Below are 21,768 nucleotides of genomic sequence, written 5' to 3'. Positions count from 1 at the left end.
CGAATCTCGTGGGTCCCCCTAGAAATATTTGTAGGGTCAACTCACGATTTTGAATCAACATGACAGAGGCTTGTTTCTCTGTTTCGTATGTTCTCATTTTAACCGGCTACCCTTTGTAAAACAAGGAGCCGATTTTAGAAATAATATTCTTCAAAAACAACCAGATCAGCCTTCGTGCTTAGCCGATGGACCTTTTGGTTTCTGTTTCTGTTGAATGAGAAATTCAACGAGGTCCCGCAGATCGTCTTTACTGAGCTGCTTGACGATTTCTTCAGGCATTGCCGATTTCCCGGTCGCCCGTTCGTCGATTTCGTCCTTGGGAACACGAATCACGGTCCCTTTGGCATCCATAACCTCCAGGGTATCATCGGTTTCATTGCGGATGATACCGACGACCACCTTGCCGTCCAGCAAAGCCAGCACGGCAGTTTCGAATCCTTTCGCGATCGCTTTGTTCGGTGCGACGATTGCTTCGAGCAGATAACGGCGGTCTTTATCACGGCCGATTCCCGAAAGATCGGGGCCGACTTCGCCGCCGTTATTGCGGATTTGATGGCAGCGCCGACAGGATGTGTCGCTACGACCAAAAAAGATTTCACGTCCCCGGGCGGCATTTCCGCCGGACAGCGATTCGAGATAGTTCGCTAACGCATCTCCTTCGGGACGCTGTGCTTCAAACTGATCACGGAGTCGGTCCAGTTCGGGAGATTTCTTCTGTGCGGCTGCCTTGAGCAGATCCAGTTGGATTTCCGCGGGAACCTCCTGCATGACCAGTCGCTGCATCCATTTGGTCAGGATGGTAGTCGCTTCCGGGATCTGCATTTCAGCCAGGGTGGCGATGGCGCCCTGTTTTTCTGACGTTTGTCCCGATTCAATGGCCTGTTCCAGGGGCTGCAGGGCGGCTTCTGGTTCGTGGCGAGCCAGTACATTGCGACCTGCGACCCTCAATGCGGCATGCTTGTCCCGTATTGCGGTTTTCGCGATCTCTGAGATTCCCGGGTAGCCGAGTTTGTCCAGAGCCTTGAGCGATGCGACGCGCACATCAACGGGACGTTTCGCATCTTCCACCATTTTAGCCAGCATGGGGGCGGCTTCCTTGATACCATATTTCGCTGCCAGTCCGGTGCCTGCTTCCTTGATCTTCTCCGAGCTGCTGAACAGGTTGGGGACGATGGGACCGACGATTTCCGCCAGTTCGACCGGTTGCCGGTTTTCGATGGGCTGCCAGCGTCCAAGAACCCGATCCAGGGGCTCCGGCTCATTCCACTGGCTCAGTTCTTGAATCGCTTCCAGGCGGAGCGTTTCAGGGACATTTTTATCGGCGGCGATCTTTGCCACGAGGGCAGCGTTTTCAGCACCTCCCAGTCGGAAGTTCGCATTCATCACCCGGCGGAGTAGGGGATCAGCCATATCATGACTCAGGGAAACAGCTGCGAGATCTGGTACCGCTGCCGGAATGGGAGCATCGTTAATCGCCCGGGCCGCTTCGAGCACGACCTGGGGATCGGAATCCTGCAGGAACAGACCAACTTCCTTACGCTGCAGACGACGCAGAGCGACAATCGCAGCCAGGCGAACTGCCGCCGATTCGTTGTTGGCCGCGGCAACTAACTGGTCTGCAGCCCCGATGCGGGACAGTGCCAGAATCGCCGAGTGACGCAGCATCGGGTCGGCATTGTTATTCTGTTTGAGCAACTCGAACAATGCAGGAACAGCCGCCTGTGACTTAAAGTGCCCCAGGGCAACTGCAGCGAAGTATTGTACGCGGGCATTCGAATCTTTGAGCAGTTCAATCAGGGTCGGAGTTGCAGAAGTAAATCCGGCTTCCCCGATCACTTTGGCAGCCTGAGCTCTGACTTCGCTGTCCTGATCGTTGAGCAGACTTTGAATGCCGGCGACTGCAGAACTTGTCTGACGCCCCAACTGTCCGATGCCCCAGATGGCATGCAGGCGGGCAAACAGATCTTTCCCATTCAGGGCAACCTTCTGTAGAGAGTCCAGGGCACTCCGATTGACCAGGGCAAACTGGGCTTCCATGCGGATTCGCTGATCCGGATGCGCGAGCAGACCGACCAGTTCCTCAGTGGAACGTTCTGAAAAGCCTGCTTTCATGAGTTCTGCAGAGTGAACTTTTTTCGCTTCCCCTGCATGTTTGGTATCAGTGAACTGATAGATGCGGCCTTTGCCCAGTCCGTTCCAGCCGTTGACCCAGTCAGAGACATACATACTGCCGTCATAGCCAAAGTCGACGTCGGTCGCCAGGATCTGCCAGATAAATTCGTGGGAGTCGGTCAGCTCAAATGAAGCTCCCTTCGGTTTGACGGCAAACGAACGGATACCGCTGCGTGAGGGCGTACCCCGAAAGTCGGCCAGGAAGAAGTGACCTTTATAACGATCAGAGAGACCCACTCCCGGGTAGTGGACCAGTCCGGAAGGACCGTCAGACAAATTTACGATCGGGGGAACCATGTAAGCCGGCTGACCTTCGTGAGCGGGGTGCCAGATCTTTTCCCGATTGAAAGGGCCACGGTCGGCCAGGTACTGGTAGTACATCCGCCAGCCGGTATCTCCCCCTTCGACAACATAGACCCAGCGGGCCTTGTCGCCGCTATCTGAGTTGTTGTCGCCCGTGAACAGGTTGCCGTAATCGTCAAACGCCAGTTCCTGCGGGTTACGCAGACCATAAGCGAATTCTTCGAGCTCGGTCCCGTCCAGGTTGCAGCGGAAGACGGCTCCCGTATCAGGGCGAAACAGGTGTTTGCCTTCTTTGGTTTTGATATTGTAACCCCGGTCGCCGATGCTGAAGTAGAGCCGACCGTCGGGACCGAGCTTGAGTCCGTGCAGGTCGTGTCCGCGGAAGGCGACCCTGACCCCGTAACCGCTGCTCAGTTTTTCCCGCAGGGTGGCTTTCCCTTCACCGGCCGTGTCTTTGAGACGCCAGAGATGGGGAATGCACGTGTAATAGACGTATCCACCGCGGGCCAGTACGCCGGCCCCGGTGCCGTCTTCAATGTTATTGAAGCCGTCCGCGAAGACGCTGGCATGGTCGGCTTTGCCGTCGTGATCCCGATCCTCGACCAGGCGGATCCGATCGTGTTCGAGCGTGTAGTCTTTGACGTTTTCCTTGAGATGCTTCTTGAAGTAAGCGACGCGGTCGGCCACGGTTTCTGCGGAGAGGTCATCATGCAACCAGTCCATATGACTCCGGTTGTCTTCCACACCCTTAGACTGCCGGTAGGTTTCTGCTACGTAAAAACGTCCCTGTTCATCAATGCAGAAGGCGACCGGATTGGCCATCAGCGGTTCCGCAGCAAACAGGCTGACATGCATTCCTTCAGGAACGCGAAAGCCCGAAATTGCCTGTTCCCCTTCCTGCGATGCCTCGGCAATCGCAGGTGTATAGGGTGTCTCGCTGAAAGCTTTGTGAGGGTTCAGAAAGGGAATCAGACTGACCGAACAGGCCAGCAGGAGACGTAAACGAAACGGGAGTTGCAGACAGTGGGCAGGAAACAAAGTAACACTCCTTGGGGTGAGCGGCGGGATGCTGCGGATGAAATTTGTATGAATTCAGGTCGGAAAATCACTACTATCTTAACCGCCTGTAGAAGCGGTTCACAGACTGAGTTTCTCCTATATTCGCTGATCAATACAGATTTGAACCCGAATCGGAATTTTTCCAGAGCTGTGAGAGTACAGTTCATTCTCAACTGGTTTGCAGGGTAGAATCTCAGTAACATGAACTAAATACAATACAGTGTCACTGAGAGGCAAGCCGTTCATTAAGTTTGCTTATAAAAGAGAGTGTCATTCGTCTAGAGTGTGCGCAACGCACTAGAATCAGGTTAATCCATGAAAAATGTTGTCAGCCTCATCCTGGGAGGGGGCAAAGGAACTCGTCTGTTTCCACTTACACAGCTCCGTTCCAAACCCGCTGTTCCCCTGGCCGGCAAGTATCGCTTGATCGATATTCCGATCTCAAACTGTATCAACAGTGAACTGAATCGTATCTATCTGCTCACGCAGTTTAACTCGGTCAGTCTGCACCGTCACATCCGACAGACATATAAATTTGATTCCTTCGGCGGCGGTTTTGTCGAAATTCTGGCAGCCCAGCAGACGATGGAAGGAACCGACTGGTACCAGGGAACAGCAGATGCAGTCCGTAAGAACATCCGCTGTATCGAACAGTCGGACATCGATTACGTGCTGATTCTCTCCGGCGATCAGTTGTATCGCATGGACTATTCGGAAATGTTGACCAATCATATCGAGTCCAAGGCCGACGTTTCGATCGCGACGGTGCCACTCTCCAGCGAACAGGCCTCGGCGTTTGGGATCATGCGGGTTGATGACACGGGCCGCGTGAAAGGCTTCCTGGAAAAACCACAGACCGAAGAAGACCTGTCGATGGTGCGGACTTCTCCCGAGTGGATTGATCAGCAGGGCATCGAAAGCCGTGGTCGGGACTGCCTGGCCAGCATGGGCATTTATCTGTTCAATCGCGATCTGCTCGTTGATCTGTTGAAGGCGACCGATTACGAAGATTTCGGTAAAGAAATCTTTCCGATGTCCATCCGGACTCACAAAGTGCACGCGCACCTGTTCGACGGTTACTGGGAAGATATCGGGACGATCCGTTCTTTCTACGAAGCGAACCTGGCTCTGGCCCATCCCCAGCCGCCATTTGATTTCGTCGTGGAGAAGGCGCCGATTTACTCACGTCCCCGCTTCCTGCCCCCGACGCGCTGCGAAGGAACACAGATCACCCGCAGCCTGATCGCCGATGGTTGTGAGATTGATGAAGGCTCTGTGATTGAAAACAGCGTCATTGGCCTGCGGTGTCGGATTGGTAAGAATGTGACCATTCGCAACTCGGTCATTATGGGGGCCGACTACTACCAGGACCAGTGTAAAGAACTGGATCAGGACGACCGTCCGCCGATCGGCATTGGTGATGGTGCCTATATTGACGGCGCGATTGTGGACAAGAACTGCCGCGTCGGCAAAGGCGCCCGCATTGAACTCAACGGTCATACTGAGACTGACTTTGACCAGAGCGATGTGATGATTCGCGACGGCATTATTGTCGTACCGAAGGGCACCGTTTTAGAGGAGGGGTGGAAGCTGTAAAGCCGCCACTGTGGAAACAGAAAATAAAAAAGCAGTCCTCAGGGACTGTTTTTTTATGCCTGGGTTGATTTTGTGTTCATGCGATCATATGGTGGGCGAGTGTGGATTTAAGGTTAGATTTCACTCGCTTTGGGCTATCTGTTGAATCGAGGTCGATCGGATGAGAGTGCTTTGTGGTTTTGTGGTTTTGTTTCTGCTGTCGTCTCAGGTTCAAGCACAACCGCCTGTTAAACAGTACGAGATGGGGTTTGAGACAGTTGAAGTCTTTGAATATATCAAGTCGCTTCGTGAATCGAATCAGCCGATTCCAATTTTTCCGTCACGCACCAGTAATGCTTTGATTGTGAGGACCGTTGCGGACAAATCACGAGCCTCGATGGCAGGACTTCAGGAAAATGATCTGATTCATATAGTCAACGGAAGCCACCTGCGTGCTCCCCGCGCGGGAGATAAGAAACTCAGTCGGATCACCAGTCAGGATGAGTTGAAACTGGGCATTATCCGACGGGAGGAAAATCGATGGAATCGAATCTCCGTCGTGCTGCCTGCGATCTCAGATGAAGCGGCACTCAGACTGAAATTGAGGAAAACTCCAGGTCTCGATTCCGAGCTGCTGCCTGTGGTCAAAGTCAGCCATCGGGAATCTCCGGCTACGATTTTTGCTCCGGATAATTTCCAGCTCTACTTTACGGAAACGAATTCACGTCCCGCTCAACTCCATCTGAGAATGGCTCAATTACTTCCAGGTAAGACAGTCGGCGGAACATTCATCATCGCGACCGAAGATGGTCAAACTGCTTTCGAGACCGAGGGTGGCTTTGACAGAGATCACAAACCGAGTATTTTTCGGCGATCGAAAAGTCCGGAGTGGGAGCCGATTCAGGTTGAACTGCAACTGTTGCTGTCTGAAGAAGGTCAGCGGAAAATCAAAGAGGAATTCCGGGTTGCAGAAGAAGCGTATGAGCGCGAATTCAAAGATTTTAAATTCGATGAAAAGCGGACCGACAAAGCATACCAGGAACGGAATAAAGAGCGATTAAAACAGATTGCCGCGATGGAACGGATCAATGCCGAGCTGATGCGAGTCGAACAAAACCATCAGCGTCTCCTGCGTCGTCAGGAACAGTTGGCGAATCCAGCGAGTATCTCAGGCCGAAATTCGAGGCAACTGACAGATCAATCGCGAAAGGCGATTCGAGCTCTTTACACGGGGCTCACGCCAGAGCAGCAGGAGATCGTCAGAAAATCGGTTGTATCTCACAGAACTCCTGCATTTCTCAATGAAGCTGGTCTGTTGCAACTGGAAGAAACGGGATTCGCTAAGTGGGAAATCAAATTGAAAAGAGCCAGCCAAGGCTGGAAATGGTATGACGCGCCTGTGAATCAGCAGCAGTTGAAACTGCTGCGGGATATCATCTCATCGGATAATGTGACAGTCCATCACGCGAGCGTTCCGGGGCAGAAGTTTACAGTCTCTGCCGCTCAGAGGGAGCAGATGAAAATTGTATTAGACGTCTTTTTTGAGCAGGGAGGCAAGGTGCAGTAGTCGTTGGGCGATTCATTCTTAATAAGTCTCTCTGAGTTCAAGAATGGTTGAACGCTTTCCAAAGATCCGCGTGTCTGACGTCGACGGCGTACCAGCAGGCTCCCGAATCTGCTGCGGGGAAATCCTGCCAGGCGACAATGAAGTGGAAACTGCATCGGCTCCCTTTTTCCAGGTCAGGCAGTGTCAGCGAGATCCCTTTTTCGTCATGTCCCAGCGGGCAGAATTCATATTTCTGATCTTCCGGCAGACGGGCATTGAGGGACTCTTCATCTTCAGTGCCGATCATAAGCTGCGTCTGAGCATTCTCCCAAGACATTGCAAACAGATGCTGGCCCCCTTCATAAGAGCAGGAGTTGTACTCATGGCCCCGCAGTCGGCATTCGAAAATCAGGTCTTCTACCGGTTCGCGACAGTTAATATGCAGCAGAATACCGAGGCAGTTTTCTAGCGACATCCCAGCCGGCAACCGGGGTGAGAGCGGCACCTGATCAAGCTGCACCTGCACCCCTGGTGTGACGCCAAAGACGAAAAAATTGATTTCCCCCAGTGGGGTGTCGATGATGAGATTGTGCATGTCAGGAAGTGAAGGAATGTGGCGTTAGTCTTTTTTTTGAGGAATTTCAGCAATTGATGAAATATAACCGATTCATTGGAGAGATGATTTTCAACTGGAGACAGTGATTTTTCTGATTATGATAAACTGTAAGACCTGGTTTGAATGACGGCGGTAATCAGATAGTAGTAAATTCTGTCTGGGAAACAAATCGAATGCATTTTTATGAACAGCACTACGAGCGATATTGTTTGCGAGAATATATTGGAATGTGGCATCCGAATATTCCCAAAGCTGTTATTTACTGGATTTTGCTTAAGCTCAATTTAAAGCGACTGAATAGAAAACCCTTTCCCGTCTTTCGCTCTGTTCGAACTAATCAAATTGAGTTGAATCAGGTACCTGAAAAATATCGTGCTGCAATTTCTGAAGAACTGAACCTGTTATTCAGGTATGACTTTGTGGATCCCCTTCTGTCTGGTGTCATCTCTGGTTCCAGTTTAAAAGAACTAAGACAAACGGGAGTCTGTTTGCTTTCACGTCATAAGAATGGAAATTCAGCAGTATCTTTTATTATTGATTATCATGACGGTCGTGTAACACGGCGGCCCAATTTTATTTTTACATTTATTTCAGACCCTCCTGGTGATATCACAACCAGTAACGGTCGATTTATGTGTTATTCAGATCCGGGAGGTGAAAATGCATACTATCCCAAAGTTCCTTTTGAAAAACTGGTGCATATTCACAATCAGAGAATTCTGAGTTCGAACAGAGACTTTTTACCAATCAATGACAATGAAGATCTCGTGCGATTGACAGACGGTAGATTGGTGAAAAGTATCGATGAGTTAATCCGTCGTGGGATTCTGAAGTATAAATATTCTGAATAGTTCCTGCTCCTGTATTTAGAGAACCATCATGAACGTTGACTCTCATCTGGTTCGTCTGGTGCATGACATTTTGTTTCGTGAGTGGGACCCGCTGGGTGTGAATGCAGATGAAGCCGCCTTCAGTGAGTATTCCAGGTACGATGTTGTGCTTCTCCAATTACTCAAGAGAGGGGCGGATGAACGGCGCGTTGCAGAGCATCTGCTGCGAATTCAGGAAAACTCGCTGTGGATCAGTCCGCCTGATCCTGAGAGGGACAAGGTGATCGCCTCGCGACTGCTGACTGCCTATGAGATTGCCCAGCGTCGCATTCGACCGGCCCGCTCCGCAGAAGAGTTGCTGGAACGTTATCAGGCGGGAGAACGTGTTTTCAATGGCAGCCGGATTGAGACCGACGAAAGTGGAATACTGGCGGGTTGTACTCTGAATGGTCTGGTGCTCCGCAACGCTTATGTGAAGCTCTCGTTTCAGCGGGCGTCACTGCGAGGTGCTGATTTCTGGGACTCGGAGCTAAAGGGCTCTGACTTCTCTTATACCGATTTACGCGGTGCCAGGTTTGTCGGAAGCGTGCTGAGCGACACTTCTTTTCAAGGGGCCCGGCTGGAAGGAGCAGAGTTCAACAATGCCTGTTTTCAGCTGCGCATGTTGAAAACAGGTGAATTCCCAGACAGTTGATGAACCGCGCTGATCGGATACTTCAAGCAAATTCTGCATGAATGTATTCCCCGATTGGCTGGAATCCGAGTCTGGTGTAGGCTCGAATGGCGGGGGTGTTATCGTTGTTGACGAACAGGGTGAGTTGTTTGCCCCGGGCGAACCAGTGTCTGCAGGTGGCGCTGACGGTCTGTTTCGCGTAGCCTTTTCCCTGATGGGCGGGATGTGTCATCACGCCGCCTACCTGGGCGTAGTGTCGAGATAGCCCGTGTACATTGGCTTTAGCGATGATCTCACCTGCCTGTTTCAGTAGCCATTCATACTCGGGGACAATGCGCGCCCGCTCGTTTTCAGGCACCACTCTGTCTGGGGGCTGATCATCCATGATGTTTCCCAGGCGAATGATGCCGTCTATGTCGCCTGACGTCCCCTGGACTTCTGCTCCTGTAGAACAGTCATGGAAATTCTCCTGCTCCAGCAGGTACAGGGTCTGCTCCCGAACTTTGATGGGGGTGATGCCATGCTGCTGGAGACGGTCGAGGGTCGGGAGTGCATGCCGCTGGAAGGCGACGACATATTTCACAGGCCGGTTCTGTTTCACGAACTCATCGACAAAGGTATCGATGACAGTGGAACTCTCAGCGTGCAGTGTGATGTCATCCCAGAGGCCAAAGTAGACGCCCAGCCCCGTCATTACATCATTTTCGAAATAGCCCAAATAAGTGTTGAACTCGAAGGGATTGTCAGAGAATTCAAAGCTGCCGATCACGAACATGTTTTCCAGTTCGTGCTGGTAAGTATAGTCCAGAATGAGCTGTTGATCTGAGGCGGTTAGTTCACGAAGCATGGAGTGTCGGTCCCGGAAGTTGAGCTGTTGAAAGAAGTTCGCGACTAATCGTACAAGACAAAAAAACGCCCGACAAGGTTCACACCTCATCGGACGTTTTACGGGTTGCCTGCAGTGTCATGTATTGCTTACTCCTAGAAGCTGGCTGCGGGCAACTGGGTCATCTGAACGGTTGCCTGGAGGGGCTCGCCTTCGATGGATTCCAGCAGTTCCATTTCCAGTACGCCACCTGACTGAGCGATGACCTGGCCGAAGACTTCGTTGTCGGTGATGACAACACCGTTACACTTCGTGATCACCATTCCCGGTTGCAGGCCAACAGCAGCGGCAGGTGAATTTTCTGCGACTGTTTCCACACCAATCCCTTTGCCGGGCAGCATCATTCCTTTCAAACCGAGGAACCAGCGAACGTCTTCCACAACCACTCCGCTGGGGGCGACATAGTCACAAGTTGGATACACGTAGTTGCAGTACTGGTAGTTGCCGGGCACGCAGTTTCGCAGTGGTGTGCAGTAGTTGTACCACCACCAGGAGAAGCGAGGACGATGGTTGTGCCAGTGGTTGTGACCGTGATGGTGTCCATTGTGGTGACCATGATGTTTACCAGCGAGCTTTCCGCCATGCGGTCCATGTCCTTTACCTGGTTTAGGGAGAATTGGTTTGCCGGGGAACGGTTTACTGGGACGGGGACGAGGTTTGATGTTATCGAAAGGTTTCTTGCCAGATTGGCCATTACCGAATCCGGGATCGATGGGTTTGGGGAATGGCTTGGGCTTCAGTGTGTTCTTGCCATTGAAGGGCTTCTGGTTGGGGCGTGTAAAGCCACTGCCCGGTTTCTTATGATTGAAACCAGAATGCACTTTCTTGATGGGCTGAATCTGTTTCATGTTGGTATGCGGCTTGAAGTGCGTATTTTTCGAATGCACGTTAGAAAACTTGTTGTGGTTGATTTGTTTGTTGGAAAAATTGTGATTGAATTTGGGAGTCGACTTCATGCTCGGCGAGTTGAACTTTTTCTTGAACGAAGATGACTGGAAGTTTCTCTTTGAAGAAGACGACTGGAAGTTTCTTTTTGAACCAGAGAAGTTACCGCGGGATTTGCCAAAGTTACCACCTGAGCGTCCTCTACCACCGGCGTAAACGTCCAGAGCCATTGTTCCCATAACCATGCCCAATATCACCAAACTGAGTGTGAAGCGTTTCATTGTCCTGTTCCCTTGGTTTCGTATCAGATTCCACGATTGTGTTTTTTTGTTTGACAGGTCCCATGCCTGTCTGACTTACTCAGCGTGAATTGGGAAAAACTGTTACAGGAAAAATGAGAAAAGTTCTAACTTGTTAAATAACAGTTGTTTGACGCGTTGCCTGACGCGTGGGAATGTCACGTATGCAGGTTTTTTGATGTGCAGGTTGCAATCAATTGATGGTCCGCGGATACTGGAATGGTTCGCCTCTGAACAGGGGAACGTCTTATTTCGACTGACTTATTAATCTGAATATTTTATGGACAGGAATCCGGATGATGAAGAAGTGCTTGCGTTCAATTGCGGTAGCTGTGGTCTGTTGTCTGGCAGTGCCGGTGATGGCGGCGGAGAAGGTCGAACCGGTACGGATGGGCAGCGGTATCATGACTTTTGATACGGTGCCCGGCTGGGGGTTTGACGAACAGGGGCGTTCCGTTTTGGGACCCACCCATGGCGGCGTGGTTGTCGACAAAGAGGGAAATATCTACACGAGTGCCAGGCTGGGCGTGTTCGTCTTCTCGCCCGACGGGAAAGTGGTACGCCGTTTTCTGGGAGATGAGTACTCTAACATTCACGATATCGAAATCCGGGATGAGCCCGAAGGGGAATTCATTTACGGTGCCCGCAACGTGGCCGGGGAAGGGATCAAGTTTCACGCCGAGACGGGAGACATCGTTCTCAAACTGCCTTTCCCGAAAGAGTCCGAACTGAACCTCAAGAAGTTTGCCCCGACCGCGATTACCGTCGCCCCCAATGGAGACATTATTCTCTCAGACGGTTACGCCAGTAATTACATCTTCAAGTTTGATAAAGATGGTAAATACAAATCCCACTTCGGTAAGAAGGGGAACGGCTTGAAGGAATTCAACACTGCACACGGGATGACGTTGGATACGCGATACAATCCGCCCCGCCTGTTGATCTGCGACCGTAACCATCAGCCCAAGGGCCGCCTGGTGCATTATGATCTGGATGGGAACTACATCGAAGAAGTAATCACCGGACTGGGCATGCCGACTTCAGTCGCGATCCAGGGAGATTACGTTTCGGTTCCGGACCTGCACGGCCGGCTGGTCATTCTGGACAAGACCAACACCATCATCGCCGTACTGGGTAACAACGAAGATCCGAAAACACATCGCAACTTCAACGTCCCTCAGGATCAGTGGCGCGAAGGCATCTTCAGCGGTACTCACGGTTCCTACTGGGACAAAGAGGGCAATCTCTACGTGCAGGACTGGAACGTTTCCGGCCGACTGATGAAGCTGGTGCGGGTGAAGTAAGGGAAGAGCTGATCCTGCCTCAACAGGAGTCTGTCGATGAATGGGATTCCGGAGGAGTTTCGTATTGCTGGTGATACTAAAGATGTTCCCAGTGATGTGGACGCCTCCGCGGATCCGGACATCCCTCTGCGAAAGCGGTATGTCATCCTGTTGTTAGTGCTGGCGGTCCTGTTTGTGGGCGTGCCTGTGGGGTTGCTGGCGGCTCTGTTCCTGTTGCCTCCTGCGAAATTTTCACAAGAGCCACACTACTCTGAAGTGAACGACCCGGAAAGTGACTTTAAGCACTATACCGGTTTCGACTGGCCGGGGTTGGCCCGGGTTGTCTCTGCGGGTGAAGTGAGGCTCGAATTCCTGGGGGATGGTGAATACTACCTGGTCTTCGATACCGATGCGGAGACCATATTACACTGGTTAAAGCAACCTACCCCGTGGGGAGAAACTGACTGGCAACAGGGACCGGTGCCAGCTGAGATTCCCCGGTTATTTGGATTCGGGGTCTCGGAGATGAGTGCTCCCGTTCTGGAAACTGAAGCTGCGGGCCCGATCGAAGCGTCGCAGATAGAAAGCCTGTTGGATTCTCCAGAGGTTCGCTACGCCGCACGACAGCGGGCAAAGAACTCCTGGAACAATGGAGAGATCCTGCTGCTGGATCCTGTGCAGAATCGGGTCTGGTATTCCCGCTGGGATTTATGAAGTCTCACTTTAGCTGAGCGGGGGAATCGTTCAGTCCACCTGGGCTGCCCAGTAGACTCCAGAGGCGACCAGTGATTTCGGACCATCCTGAGCTTCCGGGTGAGGACTGTAACAGATCACACGGCCGGCACCGTATTTGGAACGGATGATGGCATGAGTGCCCACCATTGCACCGGCGGGGGCGCCGTTGCGGGCGACTTCAGTTTCGAAACGCGCCAGAACTTCGTAGCCCGGGAGGTGCTGCTGGTTGTCGGGGACCAGCAGTGGCCCGTTCTGGTAGCGTACTTTGTAACTTTTCGGACCGCGGGCGAGGACCTGTTGTCCGGCGGGTGTCAGACCGATTTCAACGGTTTCAGCGCCGCGGGCCCAGTGCTGACGATCCCAGACGCGGGCATTGATCACTCCCAGCGACCATTGGTAATGCGATGAGGCGAGGTAGGCCCCGGCGCAGATCCCCACATAACCACCGCCGTTCTGGACAAACTGGCGGACGGCTTTGCGACCTTCTGGTGCCAGGGCTTTCGACTGTTTACTGCCACTGCCGCCGGGCATGATGAGGACGTCGAAGTCTTTGAGTACGCCGCTGCGAATTTTGGCAGGCCGGACGACCTGATACTTGAAACCATTGGCCGGCGTGAGGAACTGTTTCAGATTACGCGGGCCGTTTGATTCCTTGTCCGGATAGTCAAACACGGCAACACGAACCAGTTTCGTTTCAGCTGTCTGTTCTTCTGCCTGAACTGTGATCGGCAGACAGGCCAGACACAGGATGAAGAAATTCGCACAACGGAATTTAATAGTAGAACGCATGGAAGCTATCCTTGGTTTCGTCAGATGGTTCAGGGGATCACGATTGTTTTCTTGACCGGTGCGAACCGGGGAGGCGGAGGAGCAGGCAGGTCGATCGCGGCCTGCTTCATTTCCTGCAGTTCCTGTTGCATCGCCTGCATGGCGAGTGTCGCCATCTTCTGATGAAAGCGGGTGACGGCCCCTTGTGAATAGCCGTGCTGTCTGCGGCTGGTCTGAAAAACTTGCGTGAGCTTGAGGATTTTGTCTTCTGTTTTCCAGAGGTCTTCCCAGATACCGGGGAGGGCCTGGGTGTCGATGCCGTCACCCTCGGCTGATTTACTCCAGGCACGCAGGGAAATCGCGATCTCTCCCAACTCGGCTCCCTTGCGATCTTCCAGCGGGTCCGCGACCTGTTTCATATCGACCCAACAGGGAACGGCCAGTGAAAAACTGGGATTGCCCAGAATGGTCCACATGGTTGTCAGGCCGGGATTTTCTCCGGGTTTGACGCCATGAAAGACGGCTGCAGACACGGTGGTGGATCGGCTGATGGTGTTTGCGGTCTGGATGATTTCAGGCAGCTTTCCCTGGGTACCGTTGACGGTGCCGGGGTGAGGAGTGCCTTGCTGGTTGGACAGGTCGCGTGTCAGGTTGCGGAGCAGGTACTCCACGGTGATGCCAGCTCCCCGCTGTTGTTCGAGTCGGGAGCACGCCTGGGAATAGCGTTCGGCGGAGTAAATCTTTCCCAGATGACGCTGCTCGGGAAGGGCCGGCAGTCCCTGGGCGGTGGTGGCGAAGTTTGAGCGTACGATGTAGCCGTTGGGGGCTGTCTGGGGATCGTTGGCGTCAAACATTGCGTAGCTGTCGGGTCCGGTTTCGAAGAGAGCAGCTCCACCCCGGGCATCAATGACACCAAAGTTGGCAACAGTGCGACGGCCCGTTTTGTTGGTTTCGTCGAGCAGTTTGCGGAAGTCCTCGACTGTTTCACAGGTTTCCAGGGCATGTTTGATGAAACGTCCATTGCCCATGCCAGACTTTTTACCGGGAGTACCGAGATCTTTGCTCAACGAGTTTTCCAGGCAGAAGCCGGCTTCGTTGACGCCCATGAATGCGGATTTTCGGCTGCCTGCATTGACCACGGCGATGGCGCGGAGCGGACCCTCTTTGAAGAGGACCACTTCATTATGGATATTTGAGGTGTCCCGGTTTTTCCAGAGCAGTGGTCGGCCGTCAGCGGTTGCTTTGCCACTGATGACAGCGGTCGTGCAGGCGCGGGAGGAAGCAGACCATGTTCCTGAAATCAGAACCAGCAGCAGTAGCATTCGCAGCAGTGAAGTCACGTTTCGAGCCATGTCGTGTCAGACCTTCTATGAAGAACCAGAAGTCTCTTAAAGATGATTCCGTCCAGAATCTAAATTCTGAGGACATTTTGGGTTTCGGTTTTGAGAACCTCAAGTCAGCAGAGGTGCCTGCACGAAACCTGCATCAAATCTTCATATTGTGCAATGTCATTCCCAGCAGGAAAACAAAAAATGAAGATTCGGAGAGGAAAAGGAAAGATATTCTGTCAGGTAGGATGCAGATGTCTTATGCTGGAGGCAGGAAAACAGCTGTGTTCGCTGTCATTACAGTGTTGCATCCGGAAAGGGGACGGTGATGCAGGAAATGCGATATACTGAAAAAGAGATTATGCCACTTATCGCAGAGCTGCTGGTGGATATGTACGGTCTGGATGATGATGAAGCACCTGATCCGGTCCAAGATATTGATCTCAGAATTGATCTGTATTTTAAAGCAGTCAAAGTCTGGGACGATATTGATTTCACCGATTTCAGATTTCGTTTTGAACGAGTCTTTCAGATTAACTGTGCCCCTGAGGTGTGGGAACAACTATTTGGTGTCGGCTCACATTATCGAACCGAGGCAGAATGGGTTGAGCAGGTAGGACAGTATCTGACATTCCGGAAACTGGTCGATTTTATTGCAGAACGTACAACCTATATCTCATTTCAACCTGTGCAGGTGATCGATCGTGAGTGTGGACCTGCTGGCGCTTTTTACGGGATTACTGAGTTGTCGAACCTGCTTGTTCCAACTGCCTGTCAGATCACACCTTCGACCAGAATCATTGACGCCTTTCGAGGAGATACTCTGGATCAATTCTGGAGTGAACTCTGCTGGCGTAACAGGCAGAAGATTCCCGACATTTCCAGAAAATGGGATTCCCTGTTCCTGTCGGGGTGTCTGCTGGCTGTACTGGGATTTCTAATTGGTATCCCGCTTTCAATTGCCACAGCCAACATTCTTTATCTATTAGCGCCGTGTGTTTCTCTCTATGCGTGCTGGAAGTTGTATTGCCTGTACCATCACCATTCCGATCCCTTACCGCCCGAATTACAGACATTTCGTGATCTGGCGGTGTGGATGTCCGTCGATCACAGTCATAATCCAATACAATGAGTAATGTGTTTTTACTTAGCATGAATTGAGGCTGAGCCAGTGGCAAGTGAAGTCGAAATAGAGGACGTGACTAAAGTTGAAGCGGCTCTGGAAGCGTTGACGGCGGGTAAGCTGCAACAGGGGGAGCGGCTGCTTCAGGAAGTGATTGCCAATACGCCGGAGACCTATGAAAATGAAGAGGCAGACGGGGAGGGAGTGGCGATCAAGTTCTGGAGCATGAATGAGTTCATGCAATACGTGAGCTGGATGCAGGACCAGGGAACGGAGCGGGCGGTGAAGTGGATCGGGAATGCCTATCCGCGGGCTTATTACTACCTGGGGTTCCTGTGTGTGAAACAGCAGCAGTATGCCCAGGCGATAGAGTATCTCGACAAGGGGCGCAGCCTGGAGCCGGAGAATCCGAAGTTTCTGTTCGAGAAGGCGCAGGCGCTGATTCACCTCGGGAATAAAGAGGGGGCCCTCGCATTGTATGATCAGGTGGTGGAGACCGGACCGCATGTCAGTCAGGCTGAACTGGCAATGGCACGTCGCGGGCGGGGATTCGTATTGATTGAAATGGGGAAACTGGATGATGCGGAAGCCGCCTTTCATGCTTCGCTGGAACTGGACCCCGAAAGCGAAATCGCACTCAGCGAGTTGAAGTATATCGCGCACCTGCGTCAGGGCGGACCGATGGTAGAAGACTTCGAATCGGTCGAAACGACGGGCCCCGATCTGTCGAGCTGCGCCATCTGTGGGAAGGACTATGAGCAGGGAGTGATGATTACCGTAGAAGGCCGGCCGCTGACGATCTGCAAGCGCTGTGAACGCCGACTGACAAAGAAGTGGTGGCAGTTCTGGAAGTGAGGGGGGAACGGACTTCTAACTGTCGATGCAGTCCTATATGAGATATTTCATGTACGATACAGCAATCTTCCTGTCCTCGAACTCAAGTCTTGTCTCAGCGAAACCGCGGCGTAGAATGCGTGTGACGCTCCTGGACGACTGCTGGTGATGCCAGTGGGAGAAATTTCTGTTTTAAAAAAGGGATCTGAGATGGGCTATGAGATCAGTGGTCAGGTGGGACTGGTAACCGGTGCGAATCGGGGGATTGGGAAAGCGATTCTGGAAGCATTACTGAAAGCTGGTGCGGCGAAAGTCTATGCTGCGGTGCGTGATCCGGCTTCGGTTTCCGGGTTGACCGAGGCATATGGGGATAAGGTGGTTCCCCTGGAGCTGGATCTGACGAAACCGGAAACGATCAAGACTGCGGCCCAGACTGCCAGTGATGTCTCACTGGTCGTGAATAATGCGGGGGTGTTGAAAACGGCTTCCGCTCTGTCTGAGAATGCACTGGAATCACTTGAATTCGAAATGAATGCCAACGTTTACGGTTTGATCCGTGTCGCACAGGCATTCGCTCCGGTACTGAAAGCCAATGGGGGCGGCGCGCTGGTGCAGCTGAATTCCGTAGCATCCATAAAAACATTTCCTGAATTCACGACTTACTGTGCCTCCAAGGCTGCTGCGTATGCGGTTACTCAGGGTTTGAAAGACCAGTTGAAGGAGCAGGGGACCCTGGTCGTCAGCGTGCATCCGGGACCGATCGCCACGGATATGGGGCATACTGCCGGCTTTGATGAAATCGCCGAGCCTCCGGAACTGGTGGCCGATGGAGTGGTTGCTGCTTTACAAGCTGGTGAGTTTCATGTCTTTCCTGATTCGCTGGCGAAAGAGATGGGAGCTGCTTACGAGAGCTTCGCGAAAAATGTGATTGAAGCCGAGATGTCTGAAAATTAAGATTTCTCTTAGTTAATTCAAGTGTCATCTTGGTGACATATCTTTATCGATTGCGGAACTGATTTTTGGCCATCATCTTTGATCTTTACGTCGAGTGCCACACGCCGGAAGAACTAGGGGAGATCAAGTCCCATTTCGAAGGGCTCACCTTTGAGCTACAGACGGGTAAAACGACCCACTGGCAGTTTTCGCCAGAAGATATTGAGGGCGTGTATGCCTGCAGCTTATGGTCTCGGCAATTAAGTGACTGTGCAGTGAGAACGGTCACAGATGCAATTGAATGTACAGAGGCTGGGGTGAGGCTCTATCGTCATTTGCAGCAGGGACCTGATTTTCAGTTTGCACGTGTGGCCTGGGAGGCCACTTTTATTGGTGGATGGGAACTGGAAGACTGGCTGGAACCGTTGGGAGATCCGGGAGAGAGTAGGCTGGGGCTTGAATGCGTCTTCACTGAAGCACGCTATGAGCAACTGGGGAGACCAAAGTATTGCAAAGCGTTTCGGCCCGGCTATGTCTGGACCGGTTATCGGGGTGAGGTGTATCGTCCATTGTGGAGCAGCGATCAGAAAGAGCTGACCGATCTCTATCGAGAGTATTTTCCTCACGCCAAAGATCTGAAATGATCTCTGGAACTATCTTCAATCAACCCGGCCGGGCTGGCGGTTGTTTTTGCCTTTGCGTTTTGTGCCGGAGTCGCCGAGGTCTTCGCGGGCCTGTTCTCCCAGAGCAGTGAGGCGTTTGACGACTTCAGGATGCTGATCAGCGACGTTTTTGCTTTCGCTGATGTCGTCTTTCAGGTTATAGAGTGCCAGGCCGGTTTTCTTCTGAATGTAGGGGCCGGGTGTACCGCCGGAGCCGGGTTTGTCTTTCAGGCTGCGGTAAGGATGCGGGAAGTGCAGTTTCCATTTGCCGCTGCGAACCGCATTCAGGTGATCGCCCCAGTAGAAGTAGAGCACCTCGTGGGGGGATTTAGCTCCTGATTCTCCACTCATGAGGGGCCAGATGTTTTTGCCGTCGATGATGCGGTCTTGAGGCACCTTGCCGCCGGAGAGGTAGGCGATGGTGGGCAGAAGATCGATGGTCATTGCCATCTCGTGACAGACAGTGCCTGCCGGAATCTGTCCGGGCCAGGCCATGATGCAGGGTTCGCGTTGGCCGCCATCCCAGGCGGTGCCTTTACCTTCCCGCAGGGGGAGCGCCGAGCCAGCATGGTCTCCATAGGAGAGCCAGGGACCGTTATCGGAGGTGAAGATCACCAGGGTGTTTTCTGCGATGCCGTTTTCTTTGAGTGCCTGACGGATCTGGCCGACGGACCAGTCGATTTCCATGATCACGTCGCCATACAGGCCCTGTTCTGATTTGCCTTTGAACTTGTCGCTGACATACAGGGGCACGTGAGGCATGGACTGCGGGACGTACAGGAAGAAGGGCTGGTCATGGTGTTTGTTGATAAACGAGACGGCACGTTCCGTGTACCAGGTCGTGAGCTGAGCCTGTTCTTTGCCGGTCACTTTGGGGTTGATGACGGTTTCATTTTCGATCAGGGGCAGGTCAGGGAACCGCTTTCCCGCTGTCGGGTGGAACGGCCACATATCGTTTGAGTAGGGGAGTCCGAAATACTCGTCGAAGCCGTGGCGGGTTGGCAGGAATTCGGGGAGATGTCCCAGGTGCCATTTGCCGTAGATTGCGGTGGCGTAGCCTTGTGGCTTGACGACTTCCGCGATTGTGGTTTCTTCTGAGTTGATGCCGATCTTGGACTGTGGTCCCAGTGCGCCGCGAATGCCGACGCGATTGGGATAACATCCGGTGAGCAGGGCAACCCGTGAGGCGGAACAGACGGCCTGGGCAGCGTAGAAGTCGGTAAAGCGAACTCCCTCCTGGGCCATCTGGTCAAGATTGGGAGTTTTAATGTTCGGGGAGCCGAAGACGCCGACATCCTGGTAGCCCTGATCGTCGGTAAAGATGATCACAAAGTTCGGATGCTGGCGGGCCGGCCGCGCCTGTGCTTTTGCGGGCGACAGGCTCAGCAATGTGATCAGGCAGAGCAGCAGGGCCCAGCCGGTATTTGAGAGTTTCGTTCGCAGTAAAGAAAAACCCCAGTTCAAACCGGCCATGAGCGCGCCTTTCTGTCTAATCTGATTTATTTACTGGCGGGTACGATTCTTTCTGACTCAGGAAGTGTGTTCACCCCGGAAGTGAGCATCCTGCACGGGGACGAGCTGTTCGAGGCAGGCGAGTAAGACGCCGGCAGGAGAACCAATCGCATCGATGTGTGCGACGATATCTTCTGGATAACAGCTGAGAACCTGTGCTGATTCTTCACGATAGACTTCGAAGCGACGACGGATGACACTTTCGTTGGCATCGTCGGCCCGGTTCTCGCGGATCGCGCGGTGCCGGATGCGGTGGATCATCTCTTCTTCGTCACTACAGGTTAAGTGGAGCACCTTGAGTACATCGATGTATTGTTCCAGGATTTTCGCCTGTTCCACATTTCGAGGAATTCCATCCAGGATGAGGATGTCTTTACGAGGCTTATACATGGAGAGGGTAGCCCGGGCATCGAGTCCCTGTTTCCAGATGCGGATACTGAGTTCATCAGGAACCAGTTCGCCGCGCGAACTGTATTTATAAATTTCCTGACCTTCGGGAGACTCGATATCGATCGAGCGAAAGACGTCTCCACTGGAGAGATGGAAAAAGCCCGGGATCTGACCTAAAATTCTCCCCTGAGTTCCTTTACCAACTCCAGGAGCACCAAACAACAGGACGGCTTTTCGACGGTCCGTTGCCATAGTTATGCCTCTCTCTCTCAAGGCCGTAGAAGGTCGTTGCGATCACGGCGGGTAGTACATCAAGTATTAAAACAATTCTGTTAATCACAATAACGTGTTCCAACAGAATTCTCACCCCTGAAGGGGATTTTATAACGAATGTAAATAAAAACACTCCGAAAAACCAGAACGATTTTTCGGAGTGTTGAATTGTACTCGAATTGATCTTTAGCGAGAGATCAACGCCACGACCTGACCCACGTCAACCGGCAGGCTGACATCTTCTGAACCGGGAGCTGTGACAACGGTTGCTGCCAGCTCTTTTTTGTCCAGAGACAACCAGGCACATCCGGGGCGACCGGATTCAACCAGTTCGCCGTAGAGTTTCTTCAGGTTGGGACGGTTGCGGACGGTAATAACATCACCTGGTTTGACCCAGATAGAAGGCTTGTTAACCGTCTGGCCGTTCAGCTGGAAGTGTGAGTGAACGATACCCTGACGCGCCTGCGGACGAGTCTGAGCAAATCCAGCCCGACAGACAACATTGTCGAGACGACGCTCGCAGAGGATCAGCAGAGCTTCCCCGGTGTTGCCTTTGGTGCGTTTGGCTTTGTCGAAGTACCGACGCAGCTGACGTTCACGCAGACCGTAGTAGAATTTGATCTTCTGCTTTTCGATTAATGCGAGACCGTAGTTTGAGGGCTTCCGCCGACGCTGTGACATTCCCGGCGGCATGCTCCGCTGGTCCAGTGCACGTGTTGCACCTGCGTCTTCGAAAACCAAAGCTCCTAAACGGCGGTTAACCCGTCCTTTTGGTCCTGTGTAACGACCCATTCAGTCTTTCTCCCACATTAATCATCAGCTGCCGCTTGGTTCCAGTAACACACGGCAAAGAAATATTATTAGGGTTTGATCGAAATAAACTATTCCTGTATAACAGCTTAGCGGCTGAATATCAGGTAAATCAAACCAGATAGAGCAGTTGAAATTGTGGGAAACAGCACGTAGTCGCGCGTACCACAACCTGCAAAGCGGTCCGTTGTTATCGCAAATTCTTAAGGAATCGTCAACCAACTGGGGAGACGGATCACAAATTCTGAGAAAATATCAGAAACAGTCCCCCTG

The 21,768-nt window shown here is 52.4% G+C and carries 19 protein-coding genes; 10 read left to right on the top strand and 9 right to left on the bottom strand.

Translation table 11 applies throughout. The annotated features are described in order from the left end of the window. Positions 1-165: 165 nt before the first annotated feature. A complete protein-coding gene (locus tag RID21_RS20215) occupies positions 166-3,513 on the bottom strand; it encodes a PVC-type heme-binding CxxCH protein (protein ID WP_350191989.1) in 3,348 nt (1,115 codons plus the stop codon). 336 nt (positions 3,514-3,849) lie between these two features. Here RID21_RS20215 and RID21_RS20210 point away from each other — a divergent pair, with 336 nt between their 5' ends. Both RID21_RS20210 and RID21_RS20205 read left to right on the top strand, forming a co-directional pair. Next, on the top strand, positions 3,850-5,130 hold the full coding sequence (locus RID21_RS20210) for a glucose-1-phosphate adenylyltransferase (protein ID WP_350191987.1): 1,281 nt from the start codon (positions 3,850-3,852) through the stop codon (positions 5,128-5,130). 376 nt (positions 5,131-5,506) lie between these two features. Further along, positions 5,507-6,676 (top strand): hypothetical protein, encoded by a 1,170-nt coding sequence (locus RID21_RS20205; protein ID WP_350191985.1) that lies wholly within the window; start codon positions 5,507-5,509, stop codon positions 6,674-6,676. Positions 6,677-6,713: 37 nt separating this feature from the next. On the opposite strand, the gene RID21_RS20200 is transcribed toward RID21_RS20205, so the two are convergent. After that, the gene (locus RID21_RS20200; RefSeq protein ID WP_350191983.1) at positions 6,714-7,250 is read right to left on the bottom strand and encodes a hypothetical protein; all 537 of its coding nucleotides are present in this window, start codon (positions 7,248-7,250) and stop codon (positions 6,714-6,716) included. A 194-nt stretch (positions 7,251-7,444) separates the two neighbouring features. On the opposite strand from RID21_RS20200, the gene RID21_RS20195 reads away from it, so the two are divergent. Together RID21_RS20195 and RID21_RS20190 are read left to right on the top strand one after the other, a co-directional pair. Further along, positions 7,445-8,122 (top strand): hypothetical protein, encoded by a 678-nt coding sequence (locus tag RID21_RS20195; RefSeq protein WP_350191981.1) that lies wholly within the window; start codon positions 7,445-7,447, stop codon positions 8,120-8,122. Positions 8,123-8,150: 28 nt separating this feature from the next. Beyond that, positions 8,151-8,795, top strand: coding sequence for a pentapeptide repeat-containing protein (locus tag RID21_RS20190; protein ID WP_350191979.1), 645 nt, complete (start codon positions 8,151-8,153; stop codon positions 8,793-8,795). A 22-nt stretch (positions 8,796-8,817) separates the two neighbouring features. On the opposite strand, the gene RID21_RS20185 is transcribed toward RID21_RS20190, so the two are convergent. Both RID21_RS20185 and RID21_RS20180 read right to left on the bottom strand, forming a co-directional pair. Next, the gene (locus RID21_RS20185) at positions 8,818-9,621 is read right to left on the bottom strand and encodes a GNAT family N-acetyltransferase (protein ID WP_350191977.1); all 804 of its coding nucleotides are present in this window, start codon (positions 9,619-9,621) and stop codon (positions 8,818-8,820) included. 134 nt (positions 9,622-9,755) lie between these two features. Continuing rightward, on the bottom strand, positions 9,756-10,826 hold the full coding sequence (locus RID21_RS20180) for a serine protease family protein (RefSeq protein WP_350191975.1): 1,071 nt from the start codon (positions 10,824-10,826) through the stop codon (positions 9,756-9,758). 317 nt (positions 10,827-11,143) lie between these two features. On the opposite strand from RID21_RS20180, the gene RID21_RS20175 reads away from it, so the two are divergent. Together RID21_RS20175 and RID21_RS20170 are read left to right on the top strand one after the other, a co-directional pair. Beyond that, entirely contained in the window at positions 11,144-12,148 is a 1,005-nt protein-coding gene (locus RID21_RS20175; RefSeq protein WP_350191973.1) for a 6-bladed beta-propeller, read from the top strand. Positions 12,149-12,184: 36 nt separating this feature from the next. Further along, positions 12,185-12,841, top strand: coding sequence for a hypothetical protein (locus tag RID21_RS20170; RefSeq protein ID WP_350191971.1), 657 nt, complete (start codon positions 12,185-12,187; stop codon positions 12,839-12,841). 30 nt (positions 12,842-12,871) lie between these two features. Here RID21_RS20170 and RID21_RS20165 read toward each other — a convergent pair whose 3' ends face one another. Together RID21_RS20165 and RID21_RS20160 are read right to left on the bottom strand one after the other, a co-directional pair. Further along, a complete protein-coding gene (locus tag RID21_RS20165) occupies positions 12,872-13,651 on the bottom strand; it encodes a BPL-N domain-containing protein (RefSeq protein WP_350191969.1) in 780 nt (259 codons plus the stop codon). Between the two features lie 29 nt (positions 13,652-13,680). Then, complete coding sequence (locus tag RID21_RS20160) at positions 13,681-14,982, bottom strand: carcinine hydrolase/isopenicillin-N N-acyltransferase family protein (RefSeq protein WP_350191967.1); 1,302 nt, start codon at positions 14,980-14,982, stop codon at positions 13,681-13,683. A gap of 313 nt (positions 14,983-15,295) precedes the next feature. Here RID21_RS20160 and RID21_RS20155 point away from each other — a divergent pair, with 313 nt between their 5' ends. The 4 genes from RID21_RS20155 to RID21_RS20140 all read left to right on the top strand — a co-directional run bounded on the left by RID21_RS20155 (position 15,296) and on the right by RID21_RS20140 (position 18,492). Continuing rightward, positions 15,296-16,090 (top strand): hypothetical protein, encoded by a 795-nt coding sequence (locus RID21_RS20155; protein WP_350191965.1) that lies wholly within the window; start codon positions 15,296-15,298, stop codon positions 16,088-16,090. Positions 16,091-16,129: 39 nt separating this feature from the next. Next, a complete protein-coding gene (locus RID21_RS20150) occupies positions 16,130-16,936 on the top strand; it encodes a tetratricopeptide repeat protein (RefSeq protein WP_350191963.1) in 807 nt (268 codons plus the stop codon). 189 nt (positions 16,937-17,125) lie between these two features. Then, positions 17,126-17,869 carry an SDR family oxidoreductase gene (locus RID21_RS20145; protein WP_350191961.1) on the top strand — a complete coding sequence of 248 codons (744 nt, stop codon included), beginning with the start codon at positions 17,126-17,128 and terminating at the stop codon, positions 17,867-17,869. A gap of 65 nt (positions 17,870-17,934) precedes the next feature. Continuing rightward, positions 17,935-18,492, top strand: a complete 558-nt coding sequence (locus RID21_RS20140) for a hypothetical protein (RefSeq protein WP_145190026.1) — start codon at positions 17,935-17,937, stop codon at positions 18,490-18,492. A 15-nt stretch (positions 18,493-18,507) separates the two neighbouring features. On the opposite strand, the gene RID21_RS20135 is transcribed toward RID21_RS20140, so the two are convergent. The 3 genes from RID21_RS20135 to rpsD form a co-directional block, all read right to left on the bottom strand. After that, a complete protein-coding gene (locus RID21_RS20135; protein WP_350191959.1) occupies positions 18,508-19,983 on the bottom strand; it encodes a sulfatase family protein in 1,476 nt (491 codons plus the stop codon). A gap of 57 nt (positions 19,984-20,040) precedes the next feature. Continuing rightward, positions 20,041-20,664: an adenylate kinase family protein gene (locus tag RID21_RS20130; protein ID WP_350191957.1), complete on the bottom strand. Its 624-nt coding sequence runs from the start codon at positions 20,662-20,664 to the stop codon at positions 20,041-20,043. Positions 20,665-20,871: 207 nt separating this feature from the next. Further along, positions 20,872-21,477, bottom strand: a complete 606-nt coding sequence (gene rpsD / locus RID21_RS20125; RefSeq protein WP_145043061.1) for a 30S ribosomal protein S4 — start codon at positions 21,475-21,477, stop codon at positions 20,872-20,874. Positions 21,478-21,768 lie beyond the last annotated feature (291 nt).

Origin of the sequence: Gimesia sp., assembly GCF_040219335.1 — a bacterium.
Classification (GTDB): Bacteria; Planctomycetota; Planctomycetia; order Planctomycetales; family Planctomycetaceae; genus Gimesia.
This window is presented reverse-complemented; position numbering and strand designations above follow the sequence as displayed.

Excerpts from the sequence above, each read along its gene's own strand:
- RID21_RS20145 (WP_350191961.1), top strand. The coding sequence starts at position 17,126 with ATGGGCTATGAGATCAGTGGTCAGGTGGGACTGGTAACCGGTGCGAAT.
- RID21_RS20175 (WP_350191973.1), top strand. The coding sequence starts at position 11,144 with ATGAAGAAGTGCTTGCGTTCAATTGCGGTAGCTGTGGTCTGTTGTCTG.
- RID21_RS20160 (WP_350191967.1), bottom strand. The coding sequence starts at position 14,982 with ATGGCTCGAAACGTGACTTCACTGCTGCGAATGCTACTGCTGCTGGTT.
- RID21_RS20205 (WP_350191985.1), top strand. The coding sequence starts at position 5,507 with ATGGCAGGACTTCAGGAAAATGATCTGATTCATATAGTCAACGGAAGC.
- RID21_RS20155 (WP_350191965.1), top strand. The coding sequence starts at position 15,296 with ATGCGATATACTGAAAAAGAGATTATGCCACTTATCGCAGAGCTGCTG.
- RID21_RS20180 (WP_350191975.1), bottom strand. The coding sequence starts at position 10,826 with ATGAAACGCTTCACACTCAGTTTGGTGATATTGGGCATGGTTATGGGA.
- RID21_RS20185 (WP_350191977.1), bottom strand. The coding sequence starts at position 9,621 with ATGCTTCGTGAACTAACCGCCTCAGATCAACAGCTCATTCTGGACTAT.
- rpsD (WP_145043061.1), bottom strand. The coding sequence starts at position 21,477 with ATGGGTCGTTACACAGGACCAAAAGGACGGGTTAACCGCCGTTTAGGA.
- RID21_RS20210 (WP_350191987.1), top strand. The coding sequence starts at position 3,850 with ATGAAAAATGTTGTCAGCCTCATCCTGGGAGGGGGCAAAGGAACTCGT.
- RID21_RS20200 (WP_350191983.1), bottom strand. The coding sequence starts at position 7,250 with ATGCACAATCTCATCATCGACACCCCACTGGGGGAAATCAATTTTTTC.
- RID21_RS20170 (WP_350191971.1), top strand. The coding sequence starts at position 12,185 with ATGAATGGGATTCCGGAGGAGTTTCGTATTGCTGGTGATACTAAAGAT.
- RID21_RS20130 (WP_350191957.1), bottom strand. The coding sequence starts at position 20,664 with ATGGCAACGGACCGTCGAAAAGCCGTCCTGTTGTTTGGTGCTCCTGGA.
- RID21_RS20135 (WP_350191959.1), bottom strand. The coding sequence starts at position 19,983 with ATGGCCGGTTTGAACTGGGGTTTTTCTTTACTGCGAACGAAACTCTCA.
- RID21_RS20190 (WP_350191979.1), top strand. The coding sequence starts at position 8,151 with ATGAACGTTGACTCTCATCTGGTTCGTCTGGTGCATGACATTTTGTTT.
- RID21_RS20165 (WP_350191969.1), bottom strand. The coding sequence starts at position 13,651 with ATGCGTTCTACTATTAAATTCCGTTGTGCGAATTTCTTCATCCTGTGT.
- RID21_RS20195 (WP_350191981.1), top strand. The coding sequence starts at position 7,445 with ATGCATTTTTATGAACAGCACTACGAGCGATATTGTTTGCGAGAATAT.